This is a genomic window from Delftia sp. WSY_7 (assembly GCF_043104845.1).
Taxonomy (GTDB): Bacteria; Pseudomonadota; Gammaproteobacteria; order Burkholderiales; family Burkholderiaceae_C; genus Comamonas; species Comamonas tsuruhatensis.
Genome location: NZ_JBICLB010000051.1, coordinates 1 through 23,823, shown reverse-complemented (window position 1 = coordinate 23,823; position 23,823 = coordinate 1). Strand labels below are relative to the sequence as shown.

Annotated in this window: 23 protein-coding genes and 1 tRNA gene; 14 read left to right on the top strand and 10 right to left on the bottom strand. The window is 63.7% G+C overall.

Features of this window, described 5'->3' with window-relative positions; translation table 11 throughout:
* The 3 genes from ACF8ME_RS25305 to ACF8ME_RS25295 are packed head-to-tail and all read left to right on the top strand — an operon-like array spanning position 1 to position 2,862.
* Positions 1-1,062, top strand: coding sequence for an iron ABC transporter substrate-binding protein (locus ACF8ME_RS25305; RefSeq protein ID WP_392418698.1), 1,062 nt, complete (start codon positions 1-3; stop codon positions 1,060-1,062).
* Positions 1,062-2,075 (top strand): FecCD family ABC transporter permease, encoded by a 1,014-nt coding sequence (locus tag ACF8ME_RS25300; protein ID WP_392418696.1) that lies wholly within the window; start codon positions 1,062-1,064, stop codon positions 2,073-2,075. Before ACF8ME_RS25305 ends, ACF8ME_RS25300 begins: the two co-directional genes overlap by 1 nt.
* Positions 2,068-2,862 carry an ABC transporter ATP-binding protein gene (locus ACF8ME_RS25295; RefSeq protein WP_392418693.1) on the top strand — a complete coding sequence of 265 codons (795 nt, stop codon included), beginning with the start codon at positions 2,068-2,070 and terminating at the stop codon, positions 2,860-2,862. The genes ACF8ME_RS25300 and ACF8ME_RS25295 overlap by 8 nt, the downstream gene beginning before the upstream one ends.
* On the opposite strand, the gene ACF8ME_RS25290 is transcribed toward ACF8ME_RS25295, so the two are convergent.
* Positions 2,859-3,785 (bottom strand): hypothetical protein, encoded by a 927-nt coding sequence (locus ACF8ME_RS25290; RefSeq protein ID WP_392418690.1) that lies wholly within the window; start codon positions 3,783-3,785, stop codon positions 2,859-2,861. The two genes, ACF8ME_RS25295 and ACF8ME_RS25290, sit on opposite strands and share 4 nt — an antisense overlap.
* Before the next feature lie 381 nt (positions 3,786-4,166).
* On the opposite strand from ACF8ME_RS25290, the gene ACF8ME_RS25285 reads away from it, so the two are divergent.
* From ACF8ME_RS25285 to ACF8ME_RS25250, 8 genes are all read left to right on the top strand, one after another.
* The gene (locus ACF8ME_RS25285) at positions 4,167-5,999 is read left to right on the top strand and encodes a nitrite/sulfite reductase (protein ID WP_392418687.1); all 1,833 of its coding nucleotides are present in this window, start codon (positions 4,167-4,169) and stop codon (positions 5,997-5,999) included.
* 28 nt (positions 6,000-6,027) lie between these two features.
* The gene (locus tag ACF8ME_RS25280; RefSeq protein ID WP_016448346.1) at positions 6,028-6,411 is read left to right on the top strand and encodes a DUF934 domain-containing protein; all 384 of its coding nucleotides are present in this window, start codon (positions 6,028-6,030) and stop codon (positions 6,409-6,411) included.
* Position 6,412: 1 nt separating this feature from the next.
* The gene (locus ACF8ME_RS25275; protein ID WP_013801647.1) at positions 6,413-7,171 is read left to right on the top strand and encodes a phosphoadenylyl-sulfate reductase; all 759 of its coding nucleotides are present in this window, start codon (positions 6,413-6,415) and stop codon (positions 7,169-7,171) included.
* A 40-nt stretch (positions 7,172-7,211) separates the two neighbouring features.
* Positions 7,212-8,144: a sulfate adenylyltransferase subunit CysD gene (cysD, locus tag ACF8ME_RS25270; protein ID WP_016448348.1), complete on the top strand. Its 933-nt coding sequence runs from the start codon at positions 7,212-7,214 to the stop codon at positions 8,142-8,144.
* Positions 8,144-9,511, top strand: coding sequence for a sulfate adenylyltransferase subunit 1 (locus ACF8ME_RS25265; protein WP_392418684.1), 1,368 nt, complete (start codon positions 8,144-8,146; stop codon positions 9,509-9,511). The genes cysD and ACF8ME_RS25265 overlap by 1 nt, the downstream gene beginning before the upstream one ends.
* Before the next feature lie 165 nt (positions 9,512-9,676).
* The gene (gene fdxA / locus ACF8ME_RS25260) at positions 9,677-10,006 is read left to right on the top strand and encodes a ferredoxin FdxA (RefSeq protein WP_012206456.1); all 330 of its coding nucleotides are present in this window, start codon (positions 9,677-9,679) and stop codon (positions 10,004-10,006) included.
* A gap of 13 nt (positions 10,007-10,019) precedes the next feature.
* On the top strand, positions 10,020-11,072 hold the full coding sequence (locus tag ACF8ME_RS25255; protein WP_392418682.1) for an NAD(P)/FAD-dependent oxidoreductase: 1,053 nt from the start codon (positions 10,020-10,022) through the stop codon (positions 11,070-11,072).
* Between the two features lie 86 nt (positions 11,073-11,158).
* Complete coding sequence (locus tag ACF8ME_RS25250) at positions 11,159-11,431, top strand: hypothetical protein (RefSeq protein WP_227468472.1); 273 nt, start codon at positions 11,159-11,161, stop codon at positions 11,429-11,431.
* A 48-nt stretch (positions 11,432-11,479) separates the two neighbouring features.
* Here ACF8ME_RS25250 and asd read toward each other — a convergent pair whose 3' ends face one another.
* Positions 11,480-12,334: an archaetidylserine decarboxylase gene (gene asd, locus ACF8ME_RS25245; protein ID WP_026062786.1), complete on the bottom strand. Its 855-nt coding sequence runs from the start codon at positions 12,332-12,334 to the stop codon at positions 11,480-11,482.
* A gap of 452 nt (positions 12,335-12,786) precedes the next feature.
* On the opposite strand from asd, the gene infA reads away from it, so the two are divergent.
* Together infA and ACF8ME_RS25235 are read left to right on the top strand one after the other, a co-directional pair.
* Positions 12,787-13,035 carry a translation initiation factor IF-1 gene (gene infA, locus ACF8ME_RS25240; RefSeq protein ID WP_012206460.1) on the top strand — a complete coding sequence of 83 codons (249 nt, stop codon included), beginning with the start codon at positions 12,787-12,789 and terminating at the stop codon, positions 13,033-13,035.
* Positions 13,036-13,095: 60 nt separating this feature from the next.
* A tRNA-Pro gene (locus ACF8ME_RS25235) sits at positions 13,096-13,172 on the top strand.
* Between the two features lie 137 nt (positions 13,173-13,309).
* Here ACF8ME_RS25235 and ACF8ME_RS25230 read toward each other — a convergent pair.
* Positions 13,310-13,594 (bottom strand): hypothetical protein, encoded by a 285-nt coding sequence (locus ACF8ME_RS25230; RefSeq protein WP_392418680.1) that lies wholly within the window; start codon positions 13,592-13,594, stop codon positions 13,310-13,312.
* Between the two features lie 203 nt (positions 13,595-13,797).
* A complete protein-coding gene (locus ACF8ME_RS25225; protein WP_392418678.1) occupies positions 13,798-15,792 on the bottom strand; it encodes a hypothetical protein in 1,995 nt (664 codons plus the stop codon).
* Between the two features lie 662 nt (positions 15,793-16,454).
* On the opposite strand from ACF8ME_RS25225, the gene ACF8ME_RS25220 reads away from it, so the two are divergent.
* Positions 16,455-17,024, top strand: coding sequence for a hypothetical protein (locus ACF8ME_RS25220; protein WP_392418676.1), 570 nt, complete (start codon positions 16,455-16,457; stop codon positions 17,022-17,024).
* A gap of 615 nt (positions 17,025-17,639) precedes the next feature.
* Here ACF8ME_RS25220 and ACF8ME_RS25215 read toward each other — a convergent pair.
* From ACF8ME_RS25215 to ACF8ME_RS25190, 6 genes are all read right to left on the bottom strand, one after another.
* Entirely contained in the window at positions 17,640-19,937 is a 2,298-nt protein-coding gene (locus ACF8ME_RS25215) for a hypothetical protein (RefSeq protein WP_392418674.1), read from the bottom strand.
* A 464-nt stretch (positions 19,938-20,401) separates the two neighbouring features.
* Positions 20,402-20,911 carry a hypothetical protein gene (locus ACF8ME_RS25210; RefSeq protein WP_392418672.1) on the bottom strand — a complete coding sequence of 170 codons (510 nt, stop codon included), beginning with the start codon at positions 20,909-20,911 and terminating at the stop codon, positions 20,402-20,404.
* A complete protein-coding gene (locus tag ACF8ME_RS25205; RefSeq protein WP_392418670.1) occupies positions 20,908-21,519 on the bottom strand; it encodes a lysozyme in 612 nt (203 codons plus the stop codon). The genes ACF8ME_RS25210 and ACF8ME_RS25205 overlap by 4 nt, the downstream gene beginning before the upstream one ends.
* Positions 21,516-21,818 carry a hypothetical protein gene (locus tag ACF8ME_RS25200; RefSeq protein WP_046241371.1) on the bottom strand — a complete coding sequence of 101 codons (303 nt, stop codon included), beginning with the start codon at positions 21,816-21,818 and terminating at the stop codon, positions 21,516-21,518. The genes ACF8ME_RS25205 and ACF8ME_RS25200 overlap by 4 nt, the downstream gene beginning before the upstream one ends.
* Before the next feature lie 21 nt (positions 21,819-21,839).
* A complete protein-coding gene (locus ACF8ME_RS25195; RefSeq protein WP_046241372.1) occupies positions 21,840-22,076 on the bottom strand; it encodes a hypothetical protein in 237 nt (78 codons plus the stop codon).
* Positions 22,073-23,823 (bottom strand): hypothetical protein (locus tag ACF8ME_RS25190; RefSeq protein WP_392418667.1); only part of this gene is annotated, 1,751 nt, incomplete at its 5' end. The genes ACF8ME_RS25195 and ACF8ME_RS25190, both read right to left, overlap by 4 nt.

Genomic DNA, 23,823 nt, shown 5'->3' with positions numbered 1-23,823 from the left:
ATGACCGATCTTCTGTTCACCCGCCGCCGCTGGCTGGGCCAGGCCATGGCGGCACTGGCCTCATCGGCTCTTGTTCCCGGCCATGCCCAGACCACGACCATTGCCGCGCGCATAGGCCAGATACCGGACGCGACCAAACTGCGCCGGGTGTTTGCTGCCGGCCCCCCCGCAGGCGTGCTGGTGGCCACGCTGGCACCGCACAAGCTGCTGGGCTGGCCCCAGCAGCTGGACGATGTCTCGCGCGCCTATCTGGGGCCCACGCTGCAGGCGCTTCCGCATCTGGGCCGCCTGTCCGGGCGCGGCAGCACCATGCCGCTGGAGTCGCTGCTGAAGCTGCAGCCCGACCTGGTGCTGGACGCCGGCACGGCCGATACCACCTATATCTCTGCCACCGAGCGGCTGGCGCGCCAGACCGGCCTGCCCTGCGTGCTGATCCAGGGCTCGCTGGCCGACCACGCACGCCAGTTGCGCGAGGTCGGCGCCCTGCTGGGCGAGGCCGCACGTGGCGAAACCCTGGCCCGCCATGCCGATGCCGTGGCGGCGCTGGCGCAGCGTTCCACCCAGGGCATGGCACCGGCCGAGCGCCCGCGCGTGTACTTCGCGCGCAGCGCCAACGGCTTGGAGACAGGGCTGGCGGGCTCCATCAATGTGGAAGCCGTCGAGTATGCGGGCGGGTGCAATGTGGCCGCCGATGCAGGGCGTGGCGGGCTCACGCGCGTGTCCATGGAGCAGATCCTGGCCTGGGACCCGCAGGTCATCGTCACGCAGGAACCCGGCCTTGCCGAGCGCATGCGCCAGGACCCGCTGTGGCGCGGCGTGGCCGCCGTGCGCTCGGGCCGCGTGCACTGCGCGCCGGTCTGGCCCTTCGGCTGGCTGGATGGTCCGCCCGGCGTCAACCGGCTCATCGGCGTGCGCTGGTTGCTGGAAAAGCTCCACCCGCAGGCGCCGGCCCTGCAGGGACTGCCGCCGTTGGAACGCGAGGTGCGCGACTTCTACCGCCTGTTCTACGGCGCCGACCTGTCGCCCGCAGCGCTGGGCAGGCTGATGGAGACTGCGCGTTGATGCCTGCCACAGGCCGCCGCATGGGGTGGGTGCTCGCGCTGGGCTTGCTGGCCGCCGTGCTGCTGTGGGCGCTGGCGGCGGGTCAGTTCTCCATCGCGCCGCAGCAGCTGTGGCAGTCGCTGCTGGCGCGCGCCACGGGCACTGCCTCGCCCTTGTCCGCCAGCGCCGAGACCGTGCTCTGGAACATCCGCCTGCCACGCATCGCCGCAGGCCTGGCCGTGGGCGCCACGCTGGCGGCGGCAGGCGCAGCCTACCAGGGCATGTTCCGCAACCCGCTGGTCTCGCCTGACATCCTGGGCGTCTCGGCCGGTGCCGGCCTGGGCGCGGTGCTGGGCATCTTCCTGGGCTGGTCCATGGCGGCCGTGCAGGCCCTGGCCTTTGGCGGCGGGCTGGCCGCCGTGGCCGTGGTGGTGGCCATCAGCGCCAGCGTGCGCCGCCATGACCCGGTGCTGGTCCTGGTGCTGGCCGGCATTGCGCTGGGCGCGCTGCTGGGCGCGGGCATCGCCCTGGTCAAGACGCTGGCCGACCCCAATACGCAGCTGCCATCCATCACCTTCTGGCTCATGGGCGGCCTGAGCGCCGTGACCCTGCCCGAGCTGGGTGCCACGGCACCCGTGATGCTGTGCGCCCTGCTGCCCCTGATGCTGCTGCGCTGGCGCATCAACCTGCTGGGCCTGCCCGACGAGGAGGCGCTGGCCCTGGGCGTGCCCGTGGCACGCCTGCGCCTGCTGCTGGTGGCCTGTGCCACGCTGGGCACGGCGGCCGCCGTATCGCTGGCCGGCATCGTCGGCTGGGTGGGGCTGGTGGTGCCGCATGTGGCGCGCCTGCTGGTCGGCCCCAATTTCGTGCGCCTGCTGCCGGCCTCGGCACTGCTGGGCGCGGGCTTCGTGGTTGCGGCCGACACCCTGGCGCGCAGCGCGGCGCGCATCGAGCTGCCGCTGGGCATTCTCACGGCCCTGGTCGGCGCGCCCTTCTTCCTCTACCTGCTGTCGCGCACGGGGCGCAATGACTGAAGTGCAGGCCCCACCCGTGCTGCAGACGCTGGCCCTGGCCACGGGCCATGGGCGCCGGCGCGTCAGCCAGGGGCTGGACCTGGCCATTTCCGCAGGCGAGGTGCTGTGCCTGCTGGGCCCCAACGGCTGCGGCAAGACCACTTTGTTCCGCACCGTGCTGGGCCTGCTGGCGCCGCTGGCCGGAGAGGTGCGCGTGCAGGGCCAGCCCGTGCACAGCTGGCCGCGTGCCGAGTTTGCGCGGCGCGTGGGCTATGTGCCCCAGGCGCAGGCCGGCGTCTTCGGCTTCGAAGCGCTGGACATGGTGCTCATGGGCCGTGCCGCGCGCCTGCCTGCGCTGGCCCGGCCTTCAAGTGCCGACCGTGCCCTGGCGCTGGGCTGCCTGGAGCAGTTGGGCATCGCCCATCTGGCGCTGCGTCCCTACACCGAGCTGAGCGGCGGCGAGCGCCAGCTGGTGCTGATCGCACGCGCCCTGGCCCAGGAGCCCGCGCTGCTGGTCATGGACGAGCCCACGGCCAGCCTGGACTTCGGCAACCAGATCCGCGTGCTGGACCAGATTGCCGCGCTGCGTGCACGCGGCATGGCCGTGCTGCTGTCCACCCACCAGCCCGAGCATGCGCTGCAGGTGGCCGACCGCATCGCCCTGCTGGGCCGCGGCGGCCTGCAGGCCTGCGGTGCGGCGGCGCAAGTGGCGACACCGGCCGCGCTGGCTGCGCTCTATGGGGTGAGCGAGGCAGCCGTGGCGGCGCGGCTGCCCGCAGACCTGGACAGGCGCAGCGTTGGCATCTAGTGCTTGGGAACGGGCAGCTTCCAGCCAGGCGGGGGCTGCAGCGGGCGACCTGCGTCCTTGAGCATGCGCTCCAGCAGTTGCTGTTCGCTGTGGATGGAGGAATCGGACAACAGCCGGACAAACGGATCGCCACCCGCCTGCATGCTCAGTGGGTTGGACTCGTGCATCAGCCAGTCCAGCTGGCGCCGCCGGGATTGCACTGCAGCGCGCTCGGCCGGGGTTCTGGCAAGCCAGCGCCGTATCGCCAGTCCAAAGGCCTCATCCAGCACGGTGGATGAGCGTTCCGTCATCAGGTGCGCCACATGCAGGCAGTCGGCATCTCGCGCCGGGGCATCGCCCCGCTTTTCGGGTTTGCAGGCATCGATCAAGGTCCGGTAGCCGGGCAGTTCAAAGGCCGCCCAGATGCCCATGGCCGTGATGGCAGCGCCTTCCTCGGGGCGGTAGGGCTGCCCACCTCCAAACGCCTGCAACTCCTCGGCCGTGGGCGGGTGTTTCAGCAGCACCGACTGCATCCAGCGCACGCCCTCATACATGTGCAGGTCCGCATAGCGGCTTTCGCGCGCGGCAGTCAGCAACTCCTGCGGCCCCAGCGCCTGCCACATCAGCGCAGTGAGATTGCTGGGTTCCAGCGCCAGCCAGCGGCGCGCAGCCTGCGACCGCAACTCGCCTTCACGTTCAGGCGCCCTGGCAGCCAGCAGTTGGTAGGCCAGCACGTCCTGCCCGGCCCGCTCCAAGGCGGCCTGGCGCCATTGCGGGGCTCGGCTGTCGGCATCCTCTTGTAGGAAGGGTGGGACCGACAGATTGATCAGGATGGCCGCAAAGGCCAGATCGCGCCCGCTGCCGGAACCGGCCAACTGCGCCGCCACGCGATGCAGATACGCATCCCAGGCTGATTCCTGTGCGGATTTGTCGGGTTCAGGCATGTCAGCTGTGTGCGCTGCTGACAACAGGGACGGCGGCCGTGCCGGCTGCCGGGCCTGCGCCTGAGCAGCAGTTGCCAATGCCAAGGCCAGCCCGATGGCGGCACAACGGTTTCGCATTCTGAAATCCTCCCTCTGGCCGGAAAGCATATCGGCCGCCCATGCGTTTGGCATGCCCAGCCCCGCAAAGCCTGCTGCCATTCACTTATATCCATATCCACATACTTGCAGGACAAAACAATCGTTTGCTTCTATAAGGCCATTGCTTACATTCCCCTCCATGCAGGGTTCTGCGCGCGTTTCCCGCAAGTGCCTCGGTGCCACGCGATGAGCCCCTGCACCGCCGCCACTGGCGGCAGTCGAAGACCCCACATCCGAAGCGCCATGTACCAATACACCGAATTCGACAAACAGTTCATCCGCCTGCGCGCCGAGCAGTTCCGTGACCAGCTCGAACGCTGGCAGGCCGGCAAGCTCTCGGAGGATGAGTTCAAGCCCCTGCGCCTGCAAAACGGCTGGTATGTGCAGCGCTACGCGCCCATGCTGCGCGTGGCCGTTCCCTATGGCGAGCTGTCCAGCGCCCAGCTGCGCGTGCTGGCCCGCGTGGCCCGCGAGTACGACCAGCCCGACACCGCCCTGCTGGCCGAGGCCCGCGCCACCCAGGCCAAGCTGGGCGACATTCCCCTGCACGACGGCCGCCGCATCGGCTCCGACCTGAAGTTCGGCTACGGCCACTTCACCACGCGCACCAACGTGCAGTACAACTGGATTCCCCTGTCCAAGGCCGCCGACGTGATGGACCTGCTGGCCAGCGTGAACCTGCACGGCATCCAGACCAGCGGCAACTGCATCCGCAACATCAACAGCGACGCGCTGGCCGGCATTGCCATCGACGAGATCGCCGACCCCCGCCCCTTCACCGAAATCCTGCGCCAGTGGAGCACGCTGCACCCCGAGTTCAGCTTCCTGCCGCGCAAGTTCAAGGTCTCCATCAGCGGCGCCGAGGAAGACCGCGCCGCGCTGGGCTGGTACGACGTGGGCCTGCAGCTGCTCAAGAACGAGGCTGGCGAGCTGGGCTTCAAGGTGCGCGTGGGCGGCGGCATGGGCCGCACGCCCACCATCAGCCCGGTGCTGCGCGAGTTCCTGCCCTGGAACCAGCTGATGAACTACCTGGAAGCCGTGATCCGCGTCTACAACCGCTACGGCCGCCGCGACAACGCCTGGAAGGCGCGCATCAAGATCCTCGTGAAGTCCGAGGGCCAGAACTTCATCGACCAGGTCGATGAGGAATTCCGCCAGATCGTCGAGGTCGAGGGTGGCCCCCACACCATCACGCAAGCCGAGTACGACCGCGTGGCCGCCAATTTCCGCGAGCCCGAGCTGGACCTGTCGCCCGCCAATGCCGAGGCCGAGACCCTGGCCCTGCTGCGCACCGCCGCCGAGGAAGACAAGGACTTCGGCCGCTGGCTGACCAGCAATGTGCGCCCGCACCGCCACCCGCAGTTGCGCGCCGTGCTGCTGTCGTTCAAGCGCCTGGGCTACGCGCCCGGCGACGCCACGGCCGACCAGATGGATGCCGCCGCCGCGCTGGCCGACCAGTTCTCGGCCGGCGAGATGCGCGTCACCCACGAGCAGAACCTGCTGCTGCCCTGGGTGCGCCGCGACCAGTTGCCCCAGCTGTACAAGGCGGCCAAGGCCCTGGGCCTGGCCAAGCCCAACATCGGCCTGCTGACCGACATGATCGCCTGCCCCGGCGGCGACTTCTGCTCGCTGGCCAATGCACGCTCCCTGCCCATTGCCGAGGCCATCACCGAGCGCTACCAGGACCTGGACGAGCTGTGGGACCTGGGCGAGATCGACCTGCACATCAGCGGCTGCATCAACAGCTGCGGCCACCACCACAGCGGCCACATCGGCATCCTGGGCGTGGACAAGGACGGCAAGGAGTGGTACCAGATCACGCTGGGCGGCGCCGACGGCTCCCACCTGTCCGGCCCGGCCACGCCCGGCAAGATCATCGGCCCCTCGTTCAGCGCCGCCGAAGTGCCCGGCGTGATCGAGGCCCTGCTGGCCACCTACCGCGAACAGCGCCAAAGCGAAGGCGGCCGTTTCGAGACCTTCATCGCCACCGTGCGCCGCGTGGGCATCGAACCGTTCAAGGCCGCCGGCAATGCAGCCCGCCACCCCGCCAAGCACACCGAGGAAGCGGCCGCCTGACCCCAGGTGAGAGCCGCAGGAGATCCCCATGAAAATCATCGCCGCCCACGAGCACCAAAGCCCGGCCGAAGGCCAGCAGACTGTCATCGCCCCGGCCAATGACGCCGACCCCTTCACGCTGGACCTGACCGGCGTGCAGCGCATCGACCTGCACTTTCCCAAGTTCACCGACGGCCGCGCCTTCAGCCAGGCCCGCCTGCTGCGCAAGCGCCTGGGCTTCCAGGGAGAAATCCGCGCCACGGGCGACGTGCTGATCGACCAGCTGGTGCAGATGCAGCGCTGCGGCTTCGACGTGGCCGTACTGCGCGAAGGCGTGGACATCTCCGATGCCCAGCGCCAGCTGGACCGCTTCCACGGCTTCTACCAGGGTGATGCCGTCCATCCCGAGCCCCACTTCGTCAAGGCGGCCTGACATGGGTGCGCAAAGCTTTCTGTCGCGACAGGCATCGGCCAAGGCCACCGAGGTCAACGGCCGAGCCAGCAGCGGCTTTGCCGACAAGCTGGCCGCCACCGAGGCCTTGCTGCGCGAGGCAGCGGCGCTGGGCGCCGAGGCCGTGACGCAGGCCTCCAGCCTGGGCGCCGAGGATGTGGTGATCACCGACATCATCCACCGCCTGGGCCTGGACATCCCCGTCTTCGTGCTGGACACCGGCGCGCTGCACACCGAGACCCTGGCCCTGCTGGAGCGCACCCAGTCGCTGCCCGGCCTGAGCGTCAAGGTCTACCGGCCGCAGCTCGAATCGGTGATCCACTTCATCCGCGACAACGGCCAGGACGCCATGTACCGCAGCATCGAGCTGCGCAAGGCCTGCTGCGGCGTGCGCAAGATGGAGCCGCTGGCGCGCGCGCTGGCCGGCAAGAGCGCCTGGATCACGGGCCTGCGCCGCGAGCAGTCCAATGCCCGCGCCGACGTGCCCGCCGTGGACCGCAGCGAGGTCGAGACCAAGGGCCTGACCAAGTTCAACCCGCTGACCGACTGGACCCAGGGCGATGTCTGGCACTACATCGCCAGCCATGGCGTGGACTACAACCCGCTGCACGACCAGTTCTATCCCAGCATCGGCTGCGCACCCTGCACGCGCGCCGTCAGCCTTGGCGAAGACTTCCGCGCCGGCCGCTGGTGGTGGGAGGACGAAGCGGCCAAGGAATGCGGGCTGCACGCCAAGAAGTGAAACGACAGCGTTTGACACCGATTTGATTGGAAACCAAGAAATGAACGCCCGTGTGGACACCTCCGTGCTGAGCCATCTCAGCAACCGCCACCTCGACGCCCTTGAAGAGGAAACCATCTTCGTGCTGCGCGAAGTGGCCGCCGCCTTCGAGCGCCCCGCCCTGCTGTTTTCGGGCGGCAAGGACTCGCTGGTCATGCTGCGCTGCGCCGAAAAGGCCTTCGGCAAGGGTCGCATCCCCTACCCGCTGCTGATGATCGACACCGGCCACAACTTCCCGGAAGTGACCGATTTCCGCGACCTGCGCGCCAAGGAGCTCGGCGCCGAACTCATCGTGCGCAGCGTCGAGGACTCCATGGCACGCGGCACCGTGCGCCTGGCCCATCCGGGCGAAAGCCGCAACGTCCACCAGTCGGTGACGCTGCTGGAGGCCATCGATGAATTCCGCTTCGACGCCCTGATCGGCGGCGCGCGCCGCGACGAGGAAAAGGCCCGCGCCAAGGAACGCATCTTCAGCCACCGCGACAGCTTCGGCCAATGGCAGCCCAAGGCACAGCGCCCCGAACTGTGGACGCTGTTCAACACGCGTCTGGCCCCCGGCGAGCACTTCCGCGTGTTCCCCATCAGCAACTGGACCGAACTCGACGTGTGGCAATACATCGAGCGCGAGCAGATCGCCCTGCCCAGCATCTACTACACGCACAAGCGCGAAGTGGTGGAACGCCGCGGCCTGCTGGTGCCCGTGACCGAACTCACACCGCCGCGCGACGGCGAGGAAGTCGTGGTGCGCGACGTGCGCTTTCGCACCGTGGGCGACATCACCTGCACCTGCCCCGTGGAAAGCGATGCCGCCACGGCGGCCGACATCGTGCTCGAAACCCTGGCCGCCGATGTCAGCGAGCGCGGCGCCACACGCATGGACGACAAGACCAGCGAAGCCTCCATGGAAAAGCGCAAGAAGGACGGATATTTCTGATGACCACCGCAAGCATTGCCGCCGGCGCAGCCGTTGCGGATTCCCCCGCCACCGAGGCCTCCAACGCCTCGGCCCTGCGCTTCATCACCTGCGGCTCCGTCGACGACGGCAAGAGCACGCTGATCGGCCGCCTGCTGGTGGACACGCGCGCCGTGCTCCAGGACCAGCTCGCCGGCGTCACCAAGAGCGGCGAGACCGACCTGGCGCTGCTGACCGACGGCCTGTCGGCCGAGCGCGAGCAGGGCATCACCATCGACGTGGCCTACCGCTACTTCGCCACCGAAAGCCGCAAGTTCATCATCGGCGACGCGCCGGGCCATGAGCAGTACACGCGCAACATGGTCACCGCCGCCAGCAGCGCCGACGCCGCCGTGGTGCTGGTCGATGCCACCAAGCTCGACTGGAAGAACCCGCAGCTCACCCTGCTGCCGCAGACGCGCCGCCACAGCCTGCTGGCCCACCTGCTGCGCGTGCACTCGCTGGTGTTTGCCGTCAACAAGCTCGACGCCGTCGAAGACCCGCAACTGGCCTTCGTCCACATCCGTGGCGCGCTGCAGCGCTTCACGGCCGAGGCCGGCATTTCCTCCGCGGCCACCGTGCCCGTCTCGGCCCTCAAGGGCTTCAACGTGGTCAACGCCGAGCCCGGCTGGGCCGGCTACGACGGCCCCAGCCTGCTGCAACTGCTGGAGCAGTTGCCCAACACGCCGACCGACACCGGCCTGGCGCTGGCCTTCCCCGTGCAGTGGGTGGAGAAATTCTCGTCCTCGGCCGATACCAGCCAGGGCCGCCGCGTGTTCTGGGGCCGCGTGGCCGCAGGCCGCGCACGCGTGGGCGACGCCGTGCAGATCCTGCCCAGCGGCCAGCAGGCCGTGATTGCCCAGGTGCTGGACCATGCCCGCGTTCCCGGCTCCATCGACGCAGGCCTGTCGGCCGGCATCACGCTGGACCGCGAGGTCGATGTCTCGCGCGGCGACTGGCTCGTCGCAGCCCCTGCGGCTGCAGCGGCCGCTGCCGATGACGACTTCGACGCCCCGCAAGCGCAGCCCGCATGGCCCAGCAAGCGCGAGCTGACCGCCACCGTGGCCTGGATGGACGAGCAGCCGCTGGTCCCCGGCCGCACCTACCTGGCGCTGCACGGCCACCGCTGGATCAAGGCCAAGGCCCGCCGCGTGGTGCACCGCCTGAACATCCACACGCTGGCCCAGGAAGAGGCCACCCAGCTGGAGCCCAACGCCATCGGCCGCGTGGAGCTGCTGCTACAGGAAAGCATTCCCGCGGCGCCCTTCGCCCAGGCCCGCCAGCTGGGTGCGCTGATCCTCGTGGACACGGCCAGCCACGCTACCGCAGGCGCTGCACTGCTGGATTGAGCAACTGGACAGTCCCGCTTCGCGAGCCGGCACATGCCGGCTCGTGGGCTTTCAGAAAACCGCAGCAGTCCGCGCCAGAATCTCTTGCATGTGCAGGACCGTGTTCCGAAAAATTCTAGAATCCCGGGTTGATACCGACATTCACACCGCAAATAAAAGACTCCCATGACTCACGTCGTCACCGAAAACTGCATCAAGTGCAAATACACAGATTGTGTGGATGTCTGCCCCGTGGACTGCTTCCGCGAAGGCCCCAACTTCCTCGTGATCGATCCTGACGAGTGCATCGATTGCGCCGTGTGCATTCCCGAATGCCCGGCCAATGCCATCTTTGCCGAGGAAGACGTCCCCGCCGACCAGCTCGCCTTCATCAAGCTCAATGCCGAGCTGTCGCTGGAAAAGGGCTGGAAGAGCATCACCAAGCGCAAGGCCTCGCTGCCCGACGCCGACGACTGGAACGGCAAGCCCGGCAAGCTGGACCAGCTCGAACGCTGAAGCCGCGCAGCCCATGCAAGACACCTCCGGCGCGCAACCGATCCAGACCGATGCCCTCGTCATAGGCGCAGGCCCGGCGGGCCTGTTCCAGGTGTTCCAGCTGGGGCTGCAAGGCATCCGCTGCCATGTCGTCGATGCCCTGCCCCATGTGGGCGGGCAGTGCGCGCAGCTGTACGGCGACAAGCCCATCTACGACATTCCCGGCATTCCGGTGTGCACGGGCCATGAACTGGTCCAGTTGCTGCAGCGGCAGGTCGCGCCCATGGACGCGCAACTGCACCTTTCCCAGCAGGTCGCCCAGCTGCAGCGCATGGACGATGGCCGCTGGCTGGCGCAGACCTCGCAAGGCCTTGAACTGCATGCGCGCAGCGTCTTCATCGCGGCTGGCGTGGGCGCCTTTGTGCCCAAGGCGCTGAAGGTGCCCGGCGTGGAGCGGCTGGCTGCAGGCCAGCTCCACTACCATCCCGCCGATCTGGACATGGTGCGCGGCCGGACCGCCATCGTCCACGGTGGCGACGAAGAGGCCGTGGCCGCGGCCATTGCCTGCGCCGACAAGGCCCAGACCACCTGCCTGCTCTACCGCCGCGACGCCTTCCAGGCTTCGGCGCCGTTGCTGGAGCGCCTGCAGGAGCTGCGCGACAGCGGCGCCATCCGCGTGGTGATCGGCCAGATCACGCAACTGCATGCCGACTCAGGCCTGCTGCGTGCCGTGCAGTGGATGGATGGCGAAGGGCAGGAGCATGAACTGGCGGCGCAGCAACTGGTCGTCTGCCTGGGCATCTCCCCCCGCCTGGGCCCGGTCGCCGAATGGGGCCTGGCCATGGAGCGCAAGCAGCTGCTGGTGAACCCTGCAACCCAGGCCACCGATGCGCCAGGCATCTATGCGATCGGCGACATCGTCAGCTACCCGGGCAAGCACAAGCTGATCCTGTGCGGCTTCCACGAAGCCACCATGGCGGCCTTTGCCGCCGCCGAGTACCTGCAGGGCGAGAAACCGCTGCTGCAGTACACGACGACCAGCGCACAGCTGCACGCCATCCTCGGCGTTTCCCATCCGGACGCCTGAGCTTGGTGGTCGCCGCCCGGCGACCCTACAGTTCGGCGCGGCAGTGCCGATAAGGTGGGCAGCGTCCACTCATGCACATCAAGCCTATGGTTGCCACTCTAGAAGCCCCTCCCAGCACTGCCGTCGCGCCACCGGCCGATCCGCGCAGCTTCACCTTCCAGATGCCGCTGTTCCGCCCGGGCACGCAGGTCACACAGAACGGGAAGGCCGAGAAGGTCAGCCACGTCATACTGCGCCGCCGTGAACTGATGGTCTATCTGGTCGGCCATGAAGACCCCGTCAGGCCAGAGCGGCTGAGCATCGCACCCTCGATGTTCACCACACAGCGGCGCCCTGAAGCCCTGAGCTGGATTCTTTGACAGAAAACCGGGCCTGGGCCCGGTTTTTCATCGACGACCCTTCGAGACTCAGGCCTCGCCGCGCCCGGCCATCTTCTGGCCCAGGCGCACGGGCGCGGCATGTGTCCACTGCGCGTTGAAGCGCAGCCCTGCCGATGCGGGAAACAGCATGACCACGGTGGAGCCCAGCTGGAAGCGCCCCATTTCCTCGCCCTGGCCCAGGACGATGGACTGGTCGTCGTAGCGCCAGTCCTGGATGCGGCCGGGCCGCGGCGGATTGACGATGCCGTGCCACACCGTTCCCATGCTGCCCACGATGGTGGCCCCCACCAGCACCAGCACCATGGGACCGTGGTCCGTATCGAAGACGCAGACCACGCGCTCGTTGCGTGCAAACAGGCCCGGCACGCCGCGCGCCGTGACCGGATTGACCGAGAACAGTTCGCCGGGCACATAAATCATCCGACGCAACCGGCCGGCACAGGGCATGTGGATGCGGTGGTAGTCGCGCGGGCTCAGGTAAATGGTGGCGAAATGCCCGTTGTCGAACTGCCGCGCCAGCTGTGCATCGCCGCCGACCAGCGCCGTGGCGCTGTAGCTGTGCCCCTTGGCCTGGAAGATCTGCTCGCCCTCGATGGCGCCGATCTGGCTGATGGCGCCATCCACAGGACAGACCCAGTCAGCCGAAGCCAGCGGCCGCACACCGGGCTTGAGCGCCCGCGTGAAGAACTCGTTGAAGCTGGCATAGGCCGCAGGATCGGAATCGGCCGCCTCCGACATGTCCACGCCATAGCGTGCAATGAAGCGACGGATGACTGCCGTGGTCAGGTCACCCGCACGCGCCTGGGCCAGGCGCCCCATGACGGCAGTCAGCGCCTGCTTGGGCAAAAGATACTGGGAGAGAACGGCAAGTCGATCAGACATCGAGGTTTTGCTATAAAAGTAATAGAAGCTGTGGGCGGATTCTAGCCAACCCGCGACCATCGCCCCTCCTCGGCCACCGCGGCCTTCAACCCTGGCCGGACCACCCCAAAGCCTCGCGCACGTTTTTCGAGGCCATCTCATCACACGCGGATGACAAAAGCCTCGCCGTTCCAGCACGAATCCGACCTGTGTTTTGCGTACGATGGCCGCTTTGAGCACCGCCCGCACGGCGACGAATACAACACTGTAGAATCAGGAAGTTTAGGTGTTGCCGGGCTTCGTCTTTGCGACACCGTTGTGACCTGGTCCTCTGTCCGGTCTGCGCCTTTTGCGCAGAACATCCACAGCCTTTTCAGCCTGACCACGTACCCCATGTTCTGTGGGCCAGGCAAGGTTTTCGTGGTTCCGACAAATGAGTGCCGCAACCGACCCAGACCTAAGAGATTGAACACATGGCCAAAGAAGAACTGATTGAAATGCAAGGCTCCGTCACGGAAGTCCTGCCTGACTCTCGCTTTCGTGTGACGCTGGAAAACGGACACCAGCTGATCGCCTACACCGGCGGCAAGATGCGCAAGCACCATATCCGCATCCTGGCTGGCGACAAGGTATCGCTGGAGATGTCGCCCTACGACCTCACCAAGGGCCGCATCACCTTCCGCCACCTGGCCAACCGTGGCCCCGGCCCTGGATCGCGTTGAACAGAAAATTCGCACATTGCGAAAATACCCATTTTTTTGACGCTACAATAGCGTTTTAGTCGGAGCGTAGCGCAGCCTGGTAGCGCATCTGCTTTGGGAGCAGAGGGTCGCGAGTTCGAATCCCGCCGCTCCGACCATAGAATCAAGGGGTTAGCTCGAAAGAGCTAACCCCTTTCTTCTAACCAAATTCCGGGTCTTCTAACCAGTAGCCGCAAAAAGACAAAGCCCTCTCGGCACCATCACGGCAGCCGAGGGGGCTTTTTTGCGTTTGGGCTCAGACGACCGGGCCGGCCTGGAACACTTCGACCGGCGCCACATGGAGCAGCTGTGATGCGTCGGCGACCGTGCCCGCCAGCCATTGGTCAGCATCTGCTAGTTCGATCGGGATCACACTGCGCTTGTCCTGGCGGTCGGCCAGCCGGAGGAAGAGTTGCTTCCAGGGCGGCCAGAAGACTACTGCATCGAGCAGCAGGCGGAGGACTGGTTCGTGGTGCGGGACCCCGGTGGCCGGATTGTGCACAGCGGTCTCGGCCCCGTGCAGATCCTGCCAGTACGCCATGGCTGATGGCCTCACCTGGGGTGGCCAGCCCACTGAGCCGGGCTGGTACGCGGTCGTCCGACTGTGACAGCCGAGTTTGCTGCCCCTTTTCCAATACGGCCCTTGAACCGGGTTGACCGTCAGAAGCGCTAACGACGGGAAGGCGCGGACATCCATTGATTGCAATACACCACGCAGACATCTAAGATGTTTCTTCGGCTAATTTAAATTTCAAAAGATCCACTGGTCATATCACCGTAATAGAAAAGCTTGCTTTCCGTCGGGTGAGTTTCGCGCTTGACAAGGCCAGCCTTATCTAAGCGTTCGCCGAATTTGGCAACCTTCTGTACGTAACAGCCAACATCGTCAGCAATCTGTCTGGCAAGAACTTGGTCTTCGCGAGCTGCCGAACGTATGGAGCCGATGATCTTCGTCTCTTCTTCGGTGTACTGAAGTCTCGAATCAGCCGATTGTTGACTGACTAGGTCAGCTCTGTCTCTTGGACAAAACATCAGCTGTGTCCCAGCAACTGTGAGCTCACTTTCCGCATATACCGTGCCGCATTGCGGACACCGAAATGTCGTTTCTGCGGTTACTCCGAAGTACTTCTCAAATCTAGTCAGCGCATCATCAAACGCAAAGCGCTGCTGCCTTATCACATTTTTGTCAGTGGTAAATCCGAGGTTGTTCTCCTCGCAGACCCCAAAGTCGAAGCAGTACAAGTTCCGCGATGACCGCTCCTTTTTTGTTGTGCGTCCTTTTGTCAACAAGTGGACTAGAAAGAACATGTTCAACATCGACAGCATTTGCTCGTTCCGAGCCAAGATCATGAAGTGACTTGCTGCCACTTCATGCACCTTCGTTTTTTCTGCCTGCGCACGCGTAAGCAGCGCATTCCACATGTCTTCGTGAAACGACGGTATCGCAACGCCATCTCTCGCTGCGCCTAAGAGCTGGTTGAGGTATGCGGTCGAGGCGTAGCGGATTCCGAAGCTAATGTCTGATTTCCGAATCTTGCGCGCACCAGCTTGTCGCGATCTACTCCAACTCTGCTTCAGCACAATGCCAAGAGTACGTGGAACCCCCATCGCAGATTTGCTAAGAAGGGCGTGCGTCTCTGCGGGTTCCTCAAAGATCTCATCGGGTGAAGGACAGGAGTAGGCAGAAAGACGAGAGCGAACAATCTTTTCAGAGTAATCCGTCAATCCCTCCATCGCATCATTAAGTGAGAGGGAACGTTCGACGAAAGTGTCTAGATCTAGTGAAAGCTCAAACAAGTCACGCTGCAAAATGATGGCACTTCCCAGGGAGTACTTGTCGGTGATGGCGCTCAGCTTAATGAACACGCCTGCATGTGAACCCAGCAACTTCTTCAAGAGAGTAGAAAATCGGCGCTGCAAGTCCGTCGAGAGAGCTGAGAACTCGTCTATGAATAAGTAGGTCGCAGATATCCCCGCCTTCTCTCGCAAATCACCAAAAATACGAAGGATGTCGGTAACCGTGAGTCGATAGCTGGTTCGCGTGCTGTAAGAGCGTTCATTTGTACGTGACTCGCTACGTCCCTCATTCAGTTTTGCTGTGATCGATGGATCACTATCGCTGAGTGTTGCTGCGAGCTCAGCGCCCTTTGTCTGCGTTGACCCAGACGACTCTTTAAAATCGACCGCGGAGGATCGGTCAATTACTCGGGGCAGGCCCTCGCGTAAAAGTCGTGCGATGCCATCAAGGACTCCTCTTACCTCGGCGACTTGATTGCTTTCGGCTGCCCTGAATAATTTGGAAAAATATCCTGGCTCTTGAGCCAAAGCAGGCCAAAAACGAGTGAGTTGATCCGTAATAGCGTCGCAGACATCACTGACAAAGGCATGCTCGAACGCTACAAAATCCGTATCGGCAACATCCTCGATGTATTGGCACTTACTCAGATCCAAATAGATGCCTAGCGTCTTCTGCTTGGGAGCGACGTGTTCCGGATGATCGTTACGCCAGGATTGCATACATCCCACGAACGCTCGGTATAAGAGTGTCGTCTTGCCAGTCCCACGCCGTCCGACGATCAACTGGTCGGTGTCAGACAGCACCTCCGGGATTAGGCCAAAGTAGTCAACGTAGTATTTCGCGAGTAGACCCAAACGCTCCGTATCGTTCAACGATATGTAGTCCGTGCGGAGCATCGAGTTGAATGCTTCCGTTATCTTGGTGTCGGCGTATGCAATCATCTGGGCTTAAAGTCAGCGGTCATTTAAACCGAAGCATGACAGCAGAGTGCCTCGGCAAGGAACCGATGATTATCGTTCAATTTGTAACCACCCAGTTCAGGGTGAACACGCATAGGCTAGACCTGTACTGGCACCATCAACTCCACGCCAGCAATGCATCCCAGCGAACGTCATCACGTGATGTACGCGAGCTTTAACACCACGATTTGTCAAGGGCATTCAGACACCGCGTAACCATGGCGATCTCGATGTGTCCCCTTGGTACCAGTAGTCACACACCTAGCAGCGGACGCGCTCGCCGCTTGCCCGTCACGGCCGCTGACCTAGATCTGATGTCCCGACGAAGAAAGCTCTTGAAGGAATGCGGACTTTCTCCGGGGAGGTCGGCAAATGTCAGGTATTGGCCGTGAACAGCCTGCTGCCGCACACGCAGCAGGAATGCATGCCTGTCGGCGTGACACCTTTGGCCAAGTGTCTTGCATCCGCGTAGCATCAGCGGCTGGCCATCAGCCGATGGCGAGAGGTCTGCACCGTGCGCTGACCAAGCATCAAGTGCCCTCGGTGGGGTGGTCTCTGGCGCGGCTTCGGCAGGTCCTAGCCTTCCGGCTTCCCGTGCCATTTGACCTGCAGGCACAATGTCGTGGTAAGAAGCGGAGGGAAGCATGAGTGATTGGGACTTTTTGCATGAGATGCATGATCGCGGGTATAGCGCGGACGAAATCGCTGACGCGGCTGGCAGTGGCGCCGCGCCCTGGGAGTGGGAATACATTGACCGACAGTGGGCAGAGGCTCAGCTTAAGAATGAGCCAGCAGAGGACGCTTCCTCAGTCCAGTCCATTCAGAGCAGAGCTGGGTTCCCATTCAGCATTCTGAGGCAGGCGGAAATCTTCGAGGATTTGGTTGACTGCGCAGCACGCCACTTTAAGAACACGGGGCGCTATTTACAGGTATGGGGCGAACTCGGAGAAATCTACGCAGAGATCAAGTTCGGACTTCGCCGCCACGCGACACATGCGCCTGGCTCTGATGGCACGATCGACGGAAGGCTCGTGGAGGTCAAGACTATCTCTCCAGAGAAGACCAGTGATCGTGCACTGGTAAAGCGTCAGGGCGACTTTGAGCAGCTGCTGATTGTCCGCATTGATCGGGACTTCCAGTTCCAAGGAAAGCTCATGGACCGCAGCGAGCTAAAGGGCGGGTTGGGCAAACATCTGCACGGACGCATGAACTAGCACTCTAGCGGGACGTGCAGGCCGGCCGGTAGGCGCGACATCTTGGGCCACGCATCCCCCAACCAGCGAAGCGTCAGCGGCGCCGTGCACGCCGTCAGCGAGACCAACATCCGCACCTCGTAACGCTCTCGGCGGTCGATCTCGGCCAGGTTAGCTCTTCAGTCGCAGGCCGACCCGTTGCAGTCGTACATCGCGGGCCTGTCGGTGTCGGCTTGGCAGCGAAAGCGGAGGCTTGGTCGCGGTGTTCTTTGGTTATGCAGATGCCCGATATCGACCCGTTGGAATCATTCGCAGCGCCCGATCAACGACTGCTGTGCAGCGGTTGCGGTCCTTTGGTAGCGAGGAGCCGGCCGCCCGCTTTTTTCGCGGAGATGCCCTCTACTAACCTAATCAATGGATGTTTGCCGTCCTCGAGAGGCCATCTACTCGGAGTGGGAAGCGGGCATGGGTTGCCGCTACTGCAGATTTGAGCTTTACTTGATAAATTGGATTGGAGTTCAGCGCAGAAAGCCCACCCAAGACTGAAGGCGTCGTCAAATACCTGCGAGAGAACGTCCTGTCCGCCAACAACCGTAAGCTTATTCTGTAGACACATATCCGAGGTGGCGAACGTGACTAAAAGAAGATGGTGGCTGACACGGGCCGGTCGGCCCTCGTGAGCAAGGCGCCACCAAGATAGGGCAGTTGCTGGTCGAGGGCATCCACCACGATCACGCTGCAGCGCTCGACGTGCTTGTGTTCGAACACACCAGAGGCAATCTGTTCGGCACCTTCCAAAAACTTGCCGGGCTGCCGCTTATCCCTTACTCGAATGGCCAGCGCTGTGTTGCCCCATTCAGGTCCAACGAGCGCGATGGTGTCTTTTCCATCTCGAACTGGCTTGCCTTGACGGATGCGCCGGGCAATCTTCTGGACCTCGCGCTCGAAGTTCTGCTGTTGGATTGGGGTGAGAGACAAGAGGGCGCTGGTCAACTCGCTCCAGCCAAACATCGGGCGCTTTGAAATCTGCTCACAGAGGCGATTGAACCAGGCAGTGGTCGCCCGGCGCGGCTTTCGGGCAGGCCTGCCTTCATCCCTAGCTGTGTAATATCGATCCAGCCGTGCGGAGTAACCGTTCAAAGTGATGCTCTGCTGACCAGGTTGGAGTCCGCCGAAGTTCAGCGAGGTGTCCAAGTACAGGCCCAGCATGTCGAGTTCGTCGCCAATCACCTTGTGGGCAAGCATGGTGGAAGCGCGCTGGCGGATGTAATGCAGCCTGACATGTGGCTGCTCAAACAGGTCAATGAGGACCTCCAGGTCCGCCAGCGAGATGCAAGGTGCGAGAGGGTACAGGTTGTTCAGCACACCGGCCTGCGCCAAGAGGGTGGGAACGCTCTGCACGGTTGCGAAGTCGTGCAGGCTCACGGATAAGCGCACGACCGCAGTCACCTTGTCCAGTGAAAGTGGGAAGTCCATTTGGGGTGCACTACCAGCCGAACGCAGAGCAATTTCTTGCTGCAGCTTCGCGGCTAACCGACCAGACTGCTCCGAAGGCGTAACAATGAGCTCACGCACATCCCGAAGAAGTCGGTTGGGAGCGCCACGTAGCGCAGGCCAAGACACTTTGGCCGACTTTGCCTCCACCAGCAAAATGGTGGAGTCGAATCGAAGCATAGCGTCAGTCTCAAACTCTTGGTCACCATCGCGCCACTTGAAGCTTGGCACGACTTGGACATCTGGAAATGCTACTTTCAGAAGGCGTTCGACTTCCGATTCAAGAAATTGTGCTCGCACATTACTAAGACGCTTGGCGACTTCTGGGAGTGGCTTCACGAGTTCGTCAATGATTGGGTAGACAAAGCTCATCAGGGTCTGGGGCAGGGCGCAGAAGTACTGTCCTGGGGAGTCAAGAGCGATGAGCGGCTTGAGCCAGACCGGATTGCTAAGGAAAAGCTGTTCGACAGGTGTGTTTGTCAGCGCTCCAAAGCTGAGACTCAGCTTGCACAGCAGGCCTTCCAAGGCAGCGGACGGCAATCCTGTCTCCTCAGCAATCTGGTCGCTCGCGAAGACGAACTCTTCTGCGAGGTAATGGTCTGCGATCGGAAGCAAGGCGGCTTTCAGACGATGCGTCGTCAGCGCCTCGCGCTTAAGTTCTGCTGCGACCTCGGCAGTTTTGCCATCGAAGGGAAATCGAGCAAAAAATGCATCCACCATCTCATCCACAGTAACAAGGCAGAATACCTCTTGCACTCGCCCAAAGTGGTCGCTTACACGCTTTTCTTGTCGACGAACCAAGTATTCGAACAGCTTGACGACGTCGCTGGCCGCCAAGCCGCAGCGTGCCGTGAATTGCTGGTCGATGCCTGACAGCAGCGTCCCAGAAATTCGAGTCACGCTGGAGAAGTATCCCCAATTACGAACCACGGCGGTGTGTGCTCTCAGGTACTCTTGCACGATTTGCAGAGCGCCGTCATCCGCTGTCAGGGGCCTATCAATGCTTTCTCGCGTGGGCAATCGAGCCTGATGCTGAGCGAAAAAAATCCGGGGCAACTGCTCGAAGAGGACCTGAATGTCGTCTGGTGTCGAAGATAGAAATAGCGTGCTGGGCTCCAAGCGAAGGTACATAGCCTGCAGGAACTCGACATGCCCCTGCTGTACTTCCGGTGTTGCTCTATCCCTGGAATTTTTTTTAGTCACAAATCGCATGAGCGCGTAGCTCGCCATGACGGCCAGCGTCTGGAAGGGGGCCATTCGTGCGGTCAGTGTCTCGACTTCAGTAAGGGCGTCAGCAAGTTCGCTGCGTGCCTGCTCCCCTACCGCAACAACCCAGTCTTTGCGCTCTTTGTCGGTCAGCTGCGAAAACGGGATGCTCTTGAAGACGGGCCCCCGTGCGCTGCCGGAGCTGGGTTGCTGGAGCTGATTGCGTCGTTTCATATCGGTAATGCGGTAACCCGTACCAAGGAATTTAAAGGATCAGCAGGCTATCGCCGTAGACTGTCATCGCCAAGCATGTTGATTTCATCTGAAATTGACCCAGTATGACGATGTACTTGGACGCGCCTTCTCGAAGTCGCGGCTAATTCTGTATTTTTGAACGGCATTGAATGCTGTGCAAGAACCATCGGCATGGTCGCACTCAAGCGCGCCTCTGCGTCATGAGCGTAAGCCCGCGTCCTGATCTGCTCTGCAGTAGCCGCCGATAAGCGCAGGCGACTGGAATCACTTGGCTGGCGATCAGCAGGCAAGCCTTGGCGCGCTCTTCCGCACAGCAGTCATTGGTCGTAAAGGGAATGACCGGCCGCGATTAGCCTGAAGCAGCCGCTCAAGAGCGCTCCACAAGTGACTGCTCCTGGCCGTGAGCGATCCACTACCGCCCGCGCAGCAGGAGCACACGCCTGTCAGCGGGAGACGTTCGGCCAAGCATCCCGCATCAGCGCGGCGTCAGCGGCGTGGCCATCAGCCGCTCGCGCGATGTCTGCACCGCGCTCTGCCATTCGCCCACCTCGGTCTGCCAGCTCTTGGAGTACGGCTGTGCAGGTTGAGGCGTACTGAGCGAGGGCGGGCTGGGCAGCTCCCGCGATGCGCTCGGGGAGGTCGGCAAAGTCGCCCCGCATGCCTGCAGTAGCAGTGCGCAGCTCGCGCAGACTGCGGTCAAGATCCTGCCGTGCGGCCTGATTGCGCTGGACCGTGGCTTGAAAAGTTGCGAGTGCATCGGTCAATCCTTTTTGGAATCCAGCCATGTCGCGCACAGCCTGCTTTGTGCGGCCCAATTCGGCGCTGGTCTGTTGGTGCTGCAGCTGCTCTATCTGCATGCCATAGCGTTGGCCCTGGATCCACCACGCGCCGCCAGCACCAATCGCGAGCGCCACAGCGGCCCCAGCCAAGTGAGTTGACAGCGGGCTGATCATTGCGAAACCCTCGCCAGCAGGCCAGCGCTGAAATGCCCGTCCCTGCCCCACTGCGCGCACAACTCGCGAGTGGCATCGCGGCGATCAGCAAGACCAGGCAGCCGAGTGGACACGCCGTTCACGGTGCCGTAGACCCATCGAGGCATCTGCAGGCATGCAGCATCGAGTTGCCCAGCGTTCGCCAGCCGCATGACCGTTGTGTCAGGGGCAAGCGCCGAGGGTACGTTGTAGGCCATGTCGATAAAGCTGGCCTGCACCCACACGTTGTATGTGTCCCAGTGCCGCAGCGCGCGACGCGCCTGGCGCTCGGCCTCGCGGTATTTGGGACGCTCCAGGCGCTCGCAGTCCTCGGGACTGTAGTAGCGCCCCGCCACAACTTCGGGGCCTGTGACGCCCGCGCAGACGGTCAGCGGCTGCCCCTTGCCCAGGCGGTCGATGTAGGGCGTGCCGATGTGCCGGCCGCTGCTTTCGTAGTGCAGCCCGATCTCGCGGGCCAGCGCCACGGCGGGGCTGGGCCCGGCCTCCTTCGTAGCGACGTAGCCTCCAGCTGCAGTGGCAGCCAGGCCGGCAGCCGTGGCGAGCAGACGATTGCGGAGGGTCTCGTTCATCGGCCACCTCCCCCTACCATCAAGGCTTTCCAGAACGCAATCCCCGCCGTGCCCAGCATCACGATGTAGGTGATGGGCTTGGCGACCTTGCCGATCCAGTTGAGCACCCGAAATGCGCCCTTCATCGCAACGAAGTACTTCACCATTTCCTCTGTGTTCGCCTGCACCTGTTGCGTGGCCACTGTGTTGGCCTGCAGTTCGTGCTCAATGCGCGTCATTCGCATGTCGCCCTCATCCAGCCGCGATGTAATGGACTTCGCGGTATGGGGGGCCAGGGCGTTGCCGTAGTCGTCCTGCATTGATTTCCTCCTGTGTTGTTTCTAGATTTCGATACGCACGAAGGGGAGCAGTGGCGCATCCCCTGTGATCGCCTGCCCCTGGATGTAGACGCTGTCGCCCAGCGCGCTGCCCAGCGGATTGCGCACACGCAAATTCCCGCCCCCAGGCAAGTCCACAGTGGCCATCCCATCGCCATCGACCGCTGACACGGTGCCCGTGAGCACAGGCTCGGCCGGCAGCAACTGCTGCAAACGCTTGAAAAGGTTGGTAGTGGTCATGTGGCTGCCCGCTCCACCGTGATTTGTTGCCGGACCACGGGCATTGATGCACTGAGGCGAGTGGCACGGACCAGGCCCCGCCAGGTCTGGCCCACATCGGCGACCTCGATCAACTGGCCCGGCTGGATCAATCCTGGCGCGCTCCCGCCCGTCACCAGCGGCATGGTGATGCTCTGGATCAGCTTGCTGCCCGCCCCGGCCAGGACCACTGCACCGCGCTGGCGTGCTGCAGTCTCATCGGTGATGAGTGCATCCGTCACCTGCGGCGCGAGCTGCTCCCCTGCCGAGCCTGCACGCAGTACATGCCCCAAGATGCCGCCGGCTTGACCGCTGACATAGACAGCGTTGTAGGGCGCCCGGGGTTCGGGCCGCAGGTCATCAGTTGCGATGACATCGGCTGGCATTGACACATCAGGCACGGCCGCCGGCCAATTCCAGGGCAGGACGGGAAACCGGGGTGCAACGATAAGCCGGTCCTGGGTTCGATGGCTACGGACCACAGCACCCACGGCCTCTGCCACCCGCATGACCGCAGACAACGGTGTGCCACGATGGTTCCACACACCAGCAGGCACCAACCAGTCCGGAATTGTCCAATCAAGGTCCACGCCAGTGAACTCAAGCGCCTGAATCAGAAGCTGCTGCGCAGTAGCGGGCGAATTCCCCAACCACGTTTGCTCAGGCATATAGGGACTGCCCAGCAGCGCGCTGGTACTGACTCCCTGTAACGCCACCCTATGCTCACCGAATCGCCTGGTGCGTGCCAGGCTTTGCACCACGAACACAAAGTCCACCCCGTCGACAGCCACGCGGATTCGCACGGGAATGCCACCGATTGGTGCGAGTTGCTCCAGCAGGTGGCCCGGACCGTTGGCGGACAGGCTCCATGCGAAGCCATCGTCATCGCTGGCGATAGAGACATCCGTCAACGCCACGGGCTCCATGCTCGGCAGCAGCACCGCCTCCATTGAATGAACTGTCATGTAGACCTTTAGAAGTGGGATTTGATAGCGCGGAGGCTCTGGATCGGGGCCTGGCTTGCAGCACACAAAAACCAGATGCCTGCTGCCGGACCAGGGCTCCACAAACACCAGGTCCACCGGCCCACCGACGACAGGCACATAGCACGGAGGCTCTATCGGCGGCTTCGGGCCGGGCGGCGTGATACCTGGGCGCGGGTGCCATGCCTCCTCGTACCGGCCCAGCACCGCGATACGCACCGCCCTGCCGTCCTGCATGTCCGTGCGGACAGCAGCACCCAGGAGCACACCCGTGCTGAAGGCCTGGGCGACCGAATGCCGGCGCCGCAGTGCCTCCTCGAACTGCTGCTGCGACACCATACTGACGCGCTCGGCCTCCTGCCAGGCCTGGCGGGATGCAGCGCGCGTGCGCGTGGCCTCTTCGTAGGCCTGACGAAGCGTGCGGGCTACGCGCTGGCCGTCCTGCCAGGCCGCCTGCGTGGCGTGCGCCAGGCGCTGGGCCTGCTGCCACGTCTGCCACAGCAAGGCCGAGATGGGCACGGCGGCCTCGCCACGCTTCTGCACAGCAGCCAGCACGGGCGCGGCCTGCTCATAGGCGCTGCGCAGAGCAGCCCGCGCCGCTGTCGCCTCCTGCCAGGCGCCGGGCACCTGCCCCACGGTGGGCCGGGCCACGTTGATGTCTATGCCGAAGGGCACTGTGCCGCGCAGACCCGTGATTCGGCCCTGCGCTGTAGCGGGCACAAGCGTGCGCACGACGGCCACACCAC

Bases quoted from the DNA above. Each gene is read 5' to 3' on its own strand.
- ACF8ME_RS25295 (WP_392418693.1), top strand. From the start codon at position 2,068: ATGACTGAAGTGCAGGCCCCACCCGTGCTGCAGACGCTGGCCCTGGCC.
- ACF8ME_RS25285 (WP_392418687.1), top strand. From the start codon at position 4,167: ATGTACCAATACACCGAATTCGACAAACAGTTCATCCGCCTGCGCGCC.
- ACF8ME_RS25205 (WP_392418670.1), bottom strand. From the start codon at position 21,519: ATGAACGAGACCCTCCGCAATCGTCTGCTCGCCACGGCTGCCGGCCTG.
- ACF8ME_RS25230 (WP_392418680.1), bottom strand. From the start codon at position 13,594: ATGGCGTACTGGCAGGATCTGCACGGGGCCGAGACCGCTGTGCACAAT.
- ACF8ME_RS25290 (WP_392418690.1), bottom strand. From the start codon at position 3,785: ATGCCTGAACCCGACAAATCCGCACAGGAATCAGCCTGGGATGCGTAT.
- ACF8ME_RS25195 (WP_046241372.1), bottom strand. From the start codon at position 22,076: ATGACCACTACCAACCTTTTCAAGCGTTTGCAGCAGTTGCTGCCGGCC.
- asd (WP_026062786.1), bottom strand. From the start codon at position 12,334: ATGTCTGATCGACTTGCCGTTCTCTCCCAGTATCTTTTGCCCAAGCAG.
- ACF8ME_RS25220 (WP_392418676.1), top strand. From the start codon at position 16,455: ATGAGTGATTGGGACTTTTTGCATGAGATGCATGATCGCGGGTATAGC.
- cysD (WP_016448348.1), top strand. From the start codon at position 7,212: ATGAACGCCCGTGTGGACACCTCCGTGCTGAGCCATCTCAGCAACCGC.
- ACF8ME_RS25280 (WP_016448346.1), top strand. From the start codon at position 6,028: ATGAAAATCATCGCCGCCCACGAGCACCAAAGCCCGGCCGAAGGCCAG.
- fdxA (WP_012206456.1), top strand. From the start codon at position 9,677: ATGACTCACGTCGTCACCGAAAACTGCATCAAGTGCAAATACACAGAT.
- ACF8ME_RS25200 (WP_046241371.1), bottom strand. From the start codon at position 21,818: ATGCAGGACGACTACGGCAACGCCCTGGCCCCCCATACCGCGAAGTCC.
- ACF8ME_RS25210 (WP_392418672.1), bottom strand. From the start codon at position 20,911: ATGATCAGCCCGCTGTCAACTCACTTGGCTGGGGCCGCTGTGGCGCTC.
- infA (WP_012206460.1), top strand. From the start codon at position 12,787: ATGGCCAAAGAAGAACTGATTGAAATGCAAGGCTCCGTCACGGAAGTC.
- ACF8ME_RS25305 (WP_392418698.1), top strand. From the start codon at position 1: ATGACCGATCTTCTGTTCACCCGCCGCCGCTGGCTGGGCCAGGCCATG.
- ACF8ME_RS25265 (WP_392418684.1), top strand. From the start codon at position 8,144: ATGACCACCGCAAGCATTGCCGCCGGCGCAGCCGTTGCGGATTCCCCC.
- ACF8ME_RS25225 (WP_392418678.1), bottom strand. From the start codon at position 15,792: ATGATTGCATACGCCGACACCAAGATAACGGAAGCATTCAACTCGATG.
- ACF8ME_RS25215 (WP_392418674.1), bottom strand. From the start codon at position 19,937: ATGAAACGACGCAATCAGCTCCAGCAACCCAGCTCCGGCAGCGCACGG.
- ACF8ME_RS25255 (WP_392418682.1), top strand. From the start codon at position 10,020: ATGCAAGACACCTCCGGCGCGCAACCGATCCAGACCGATGCCCTCGTC.
- ACF8ME_RS25250 (WP_227468472.1), top strand. From the start codon at position 11,159: ATGGTTGCCACTCTAGAAGCCCCTCCCAGCACTGCCGTCGCGCCACCG.
- ACF8ME_RS25300 (WP_392418696.1), top strand. From the start codon at position 1,062: ATGCCTGCCACAGGCCGCCGCATGGGGTGGGTGCTCGCGCTGGGCTTG.
- ACF8ME_RS25275 (WP_013801647.1), top strand. From the start codon at position 6,413: ATGGGTGCGCAAAGCTTTCTGTCGCGACAGGCATCGGCCAAGGCCACC.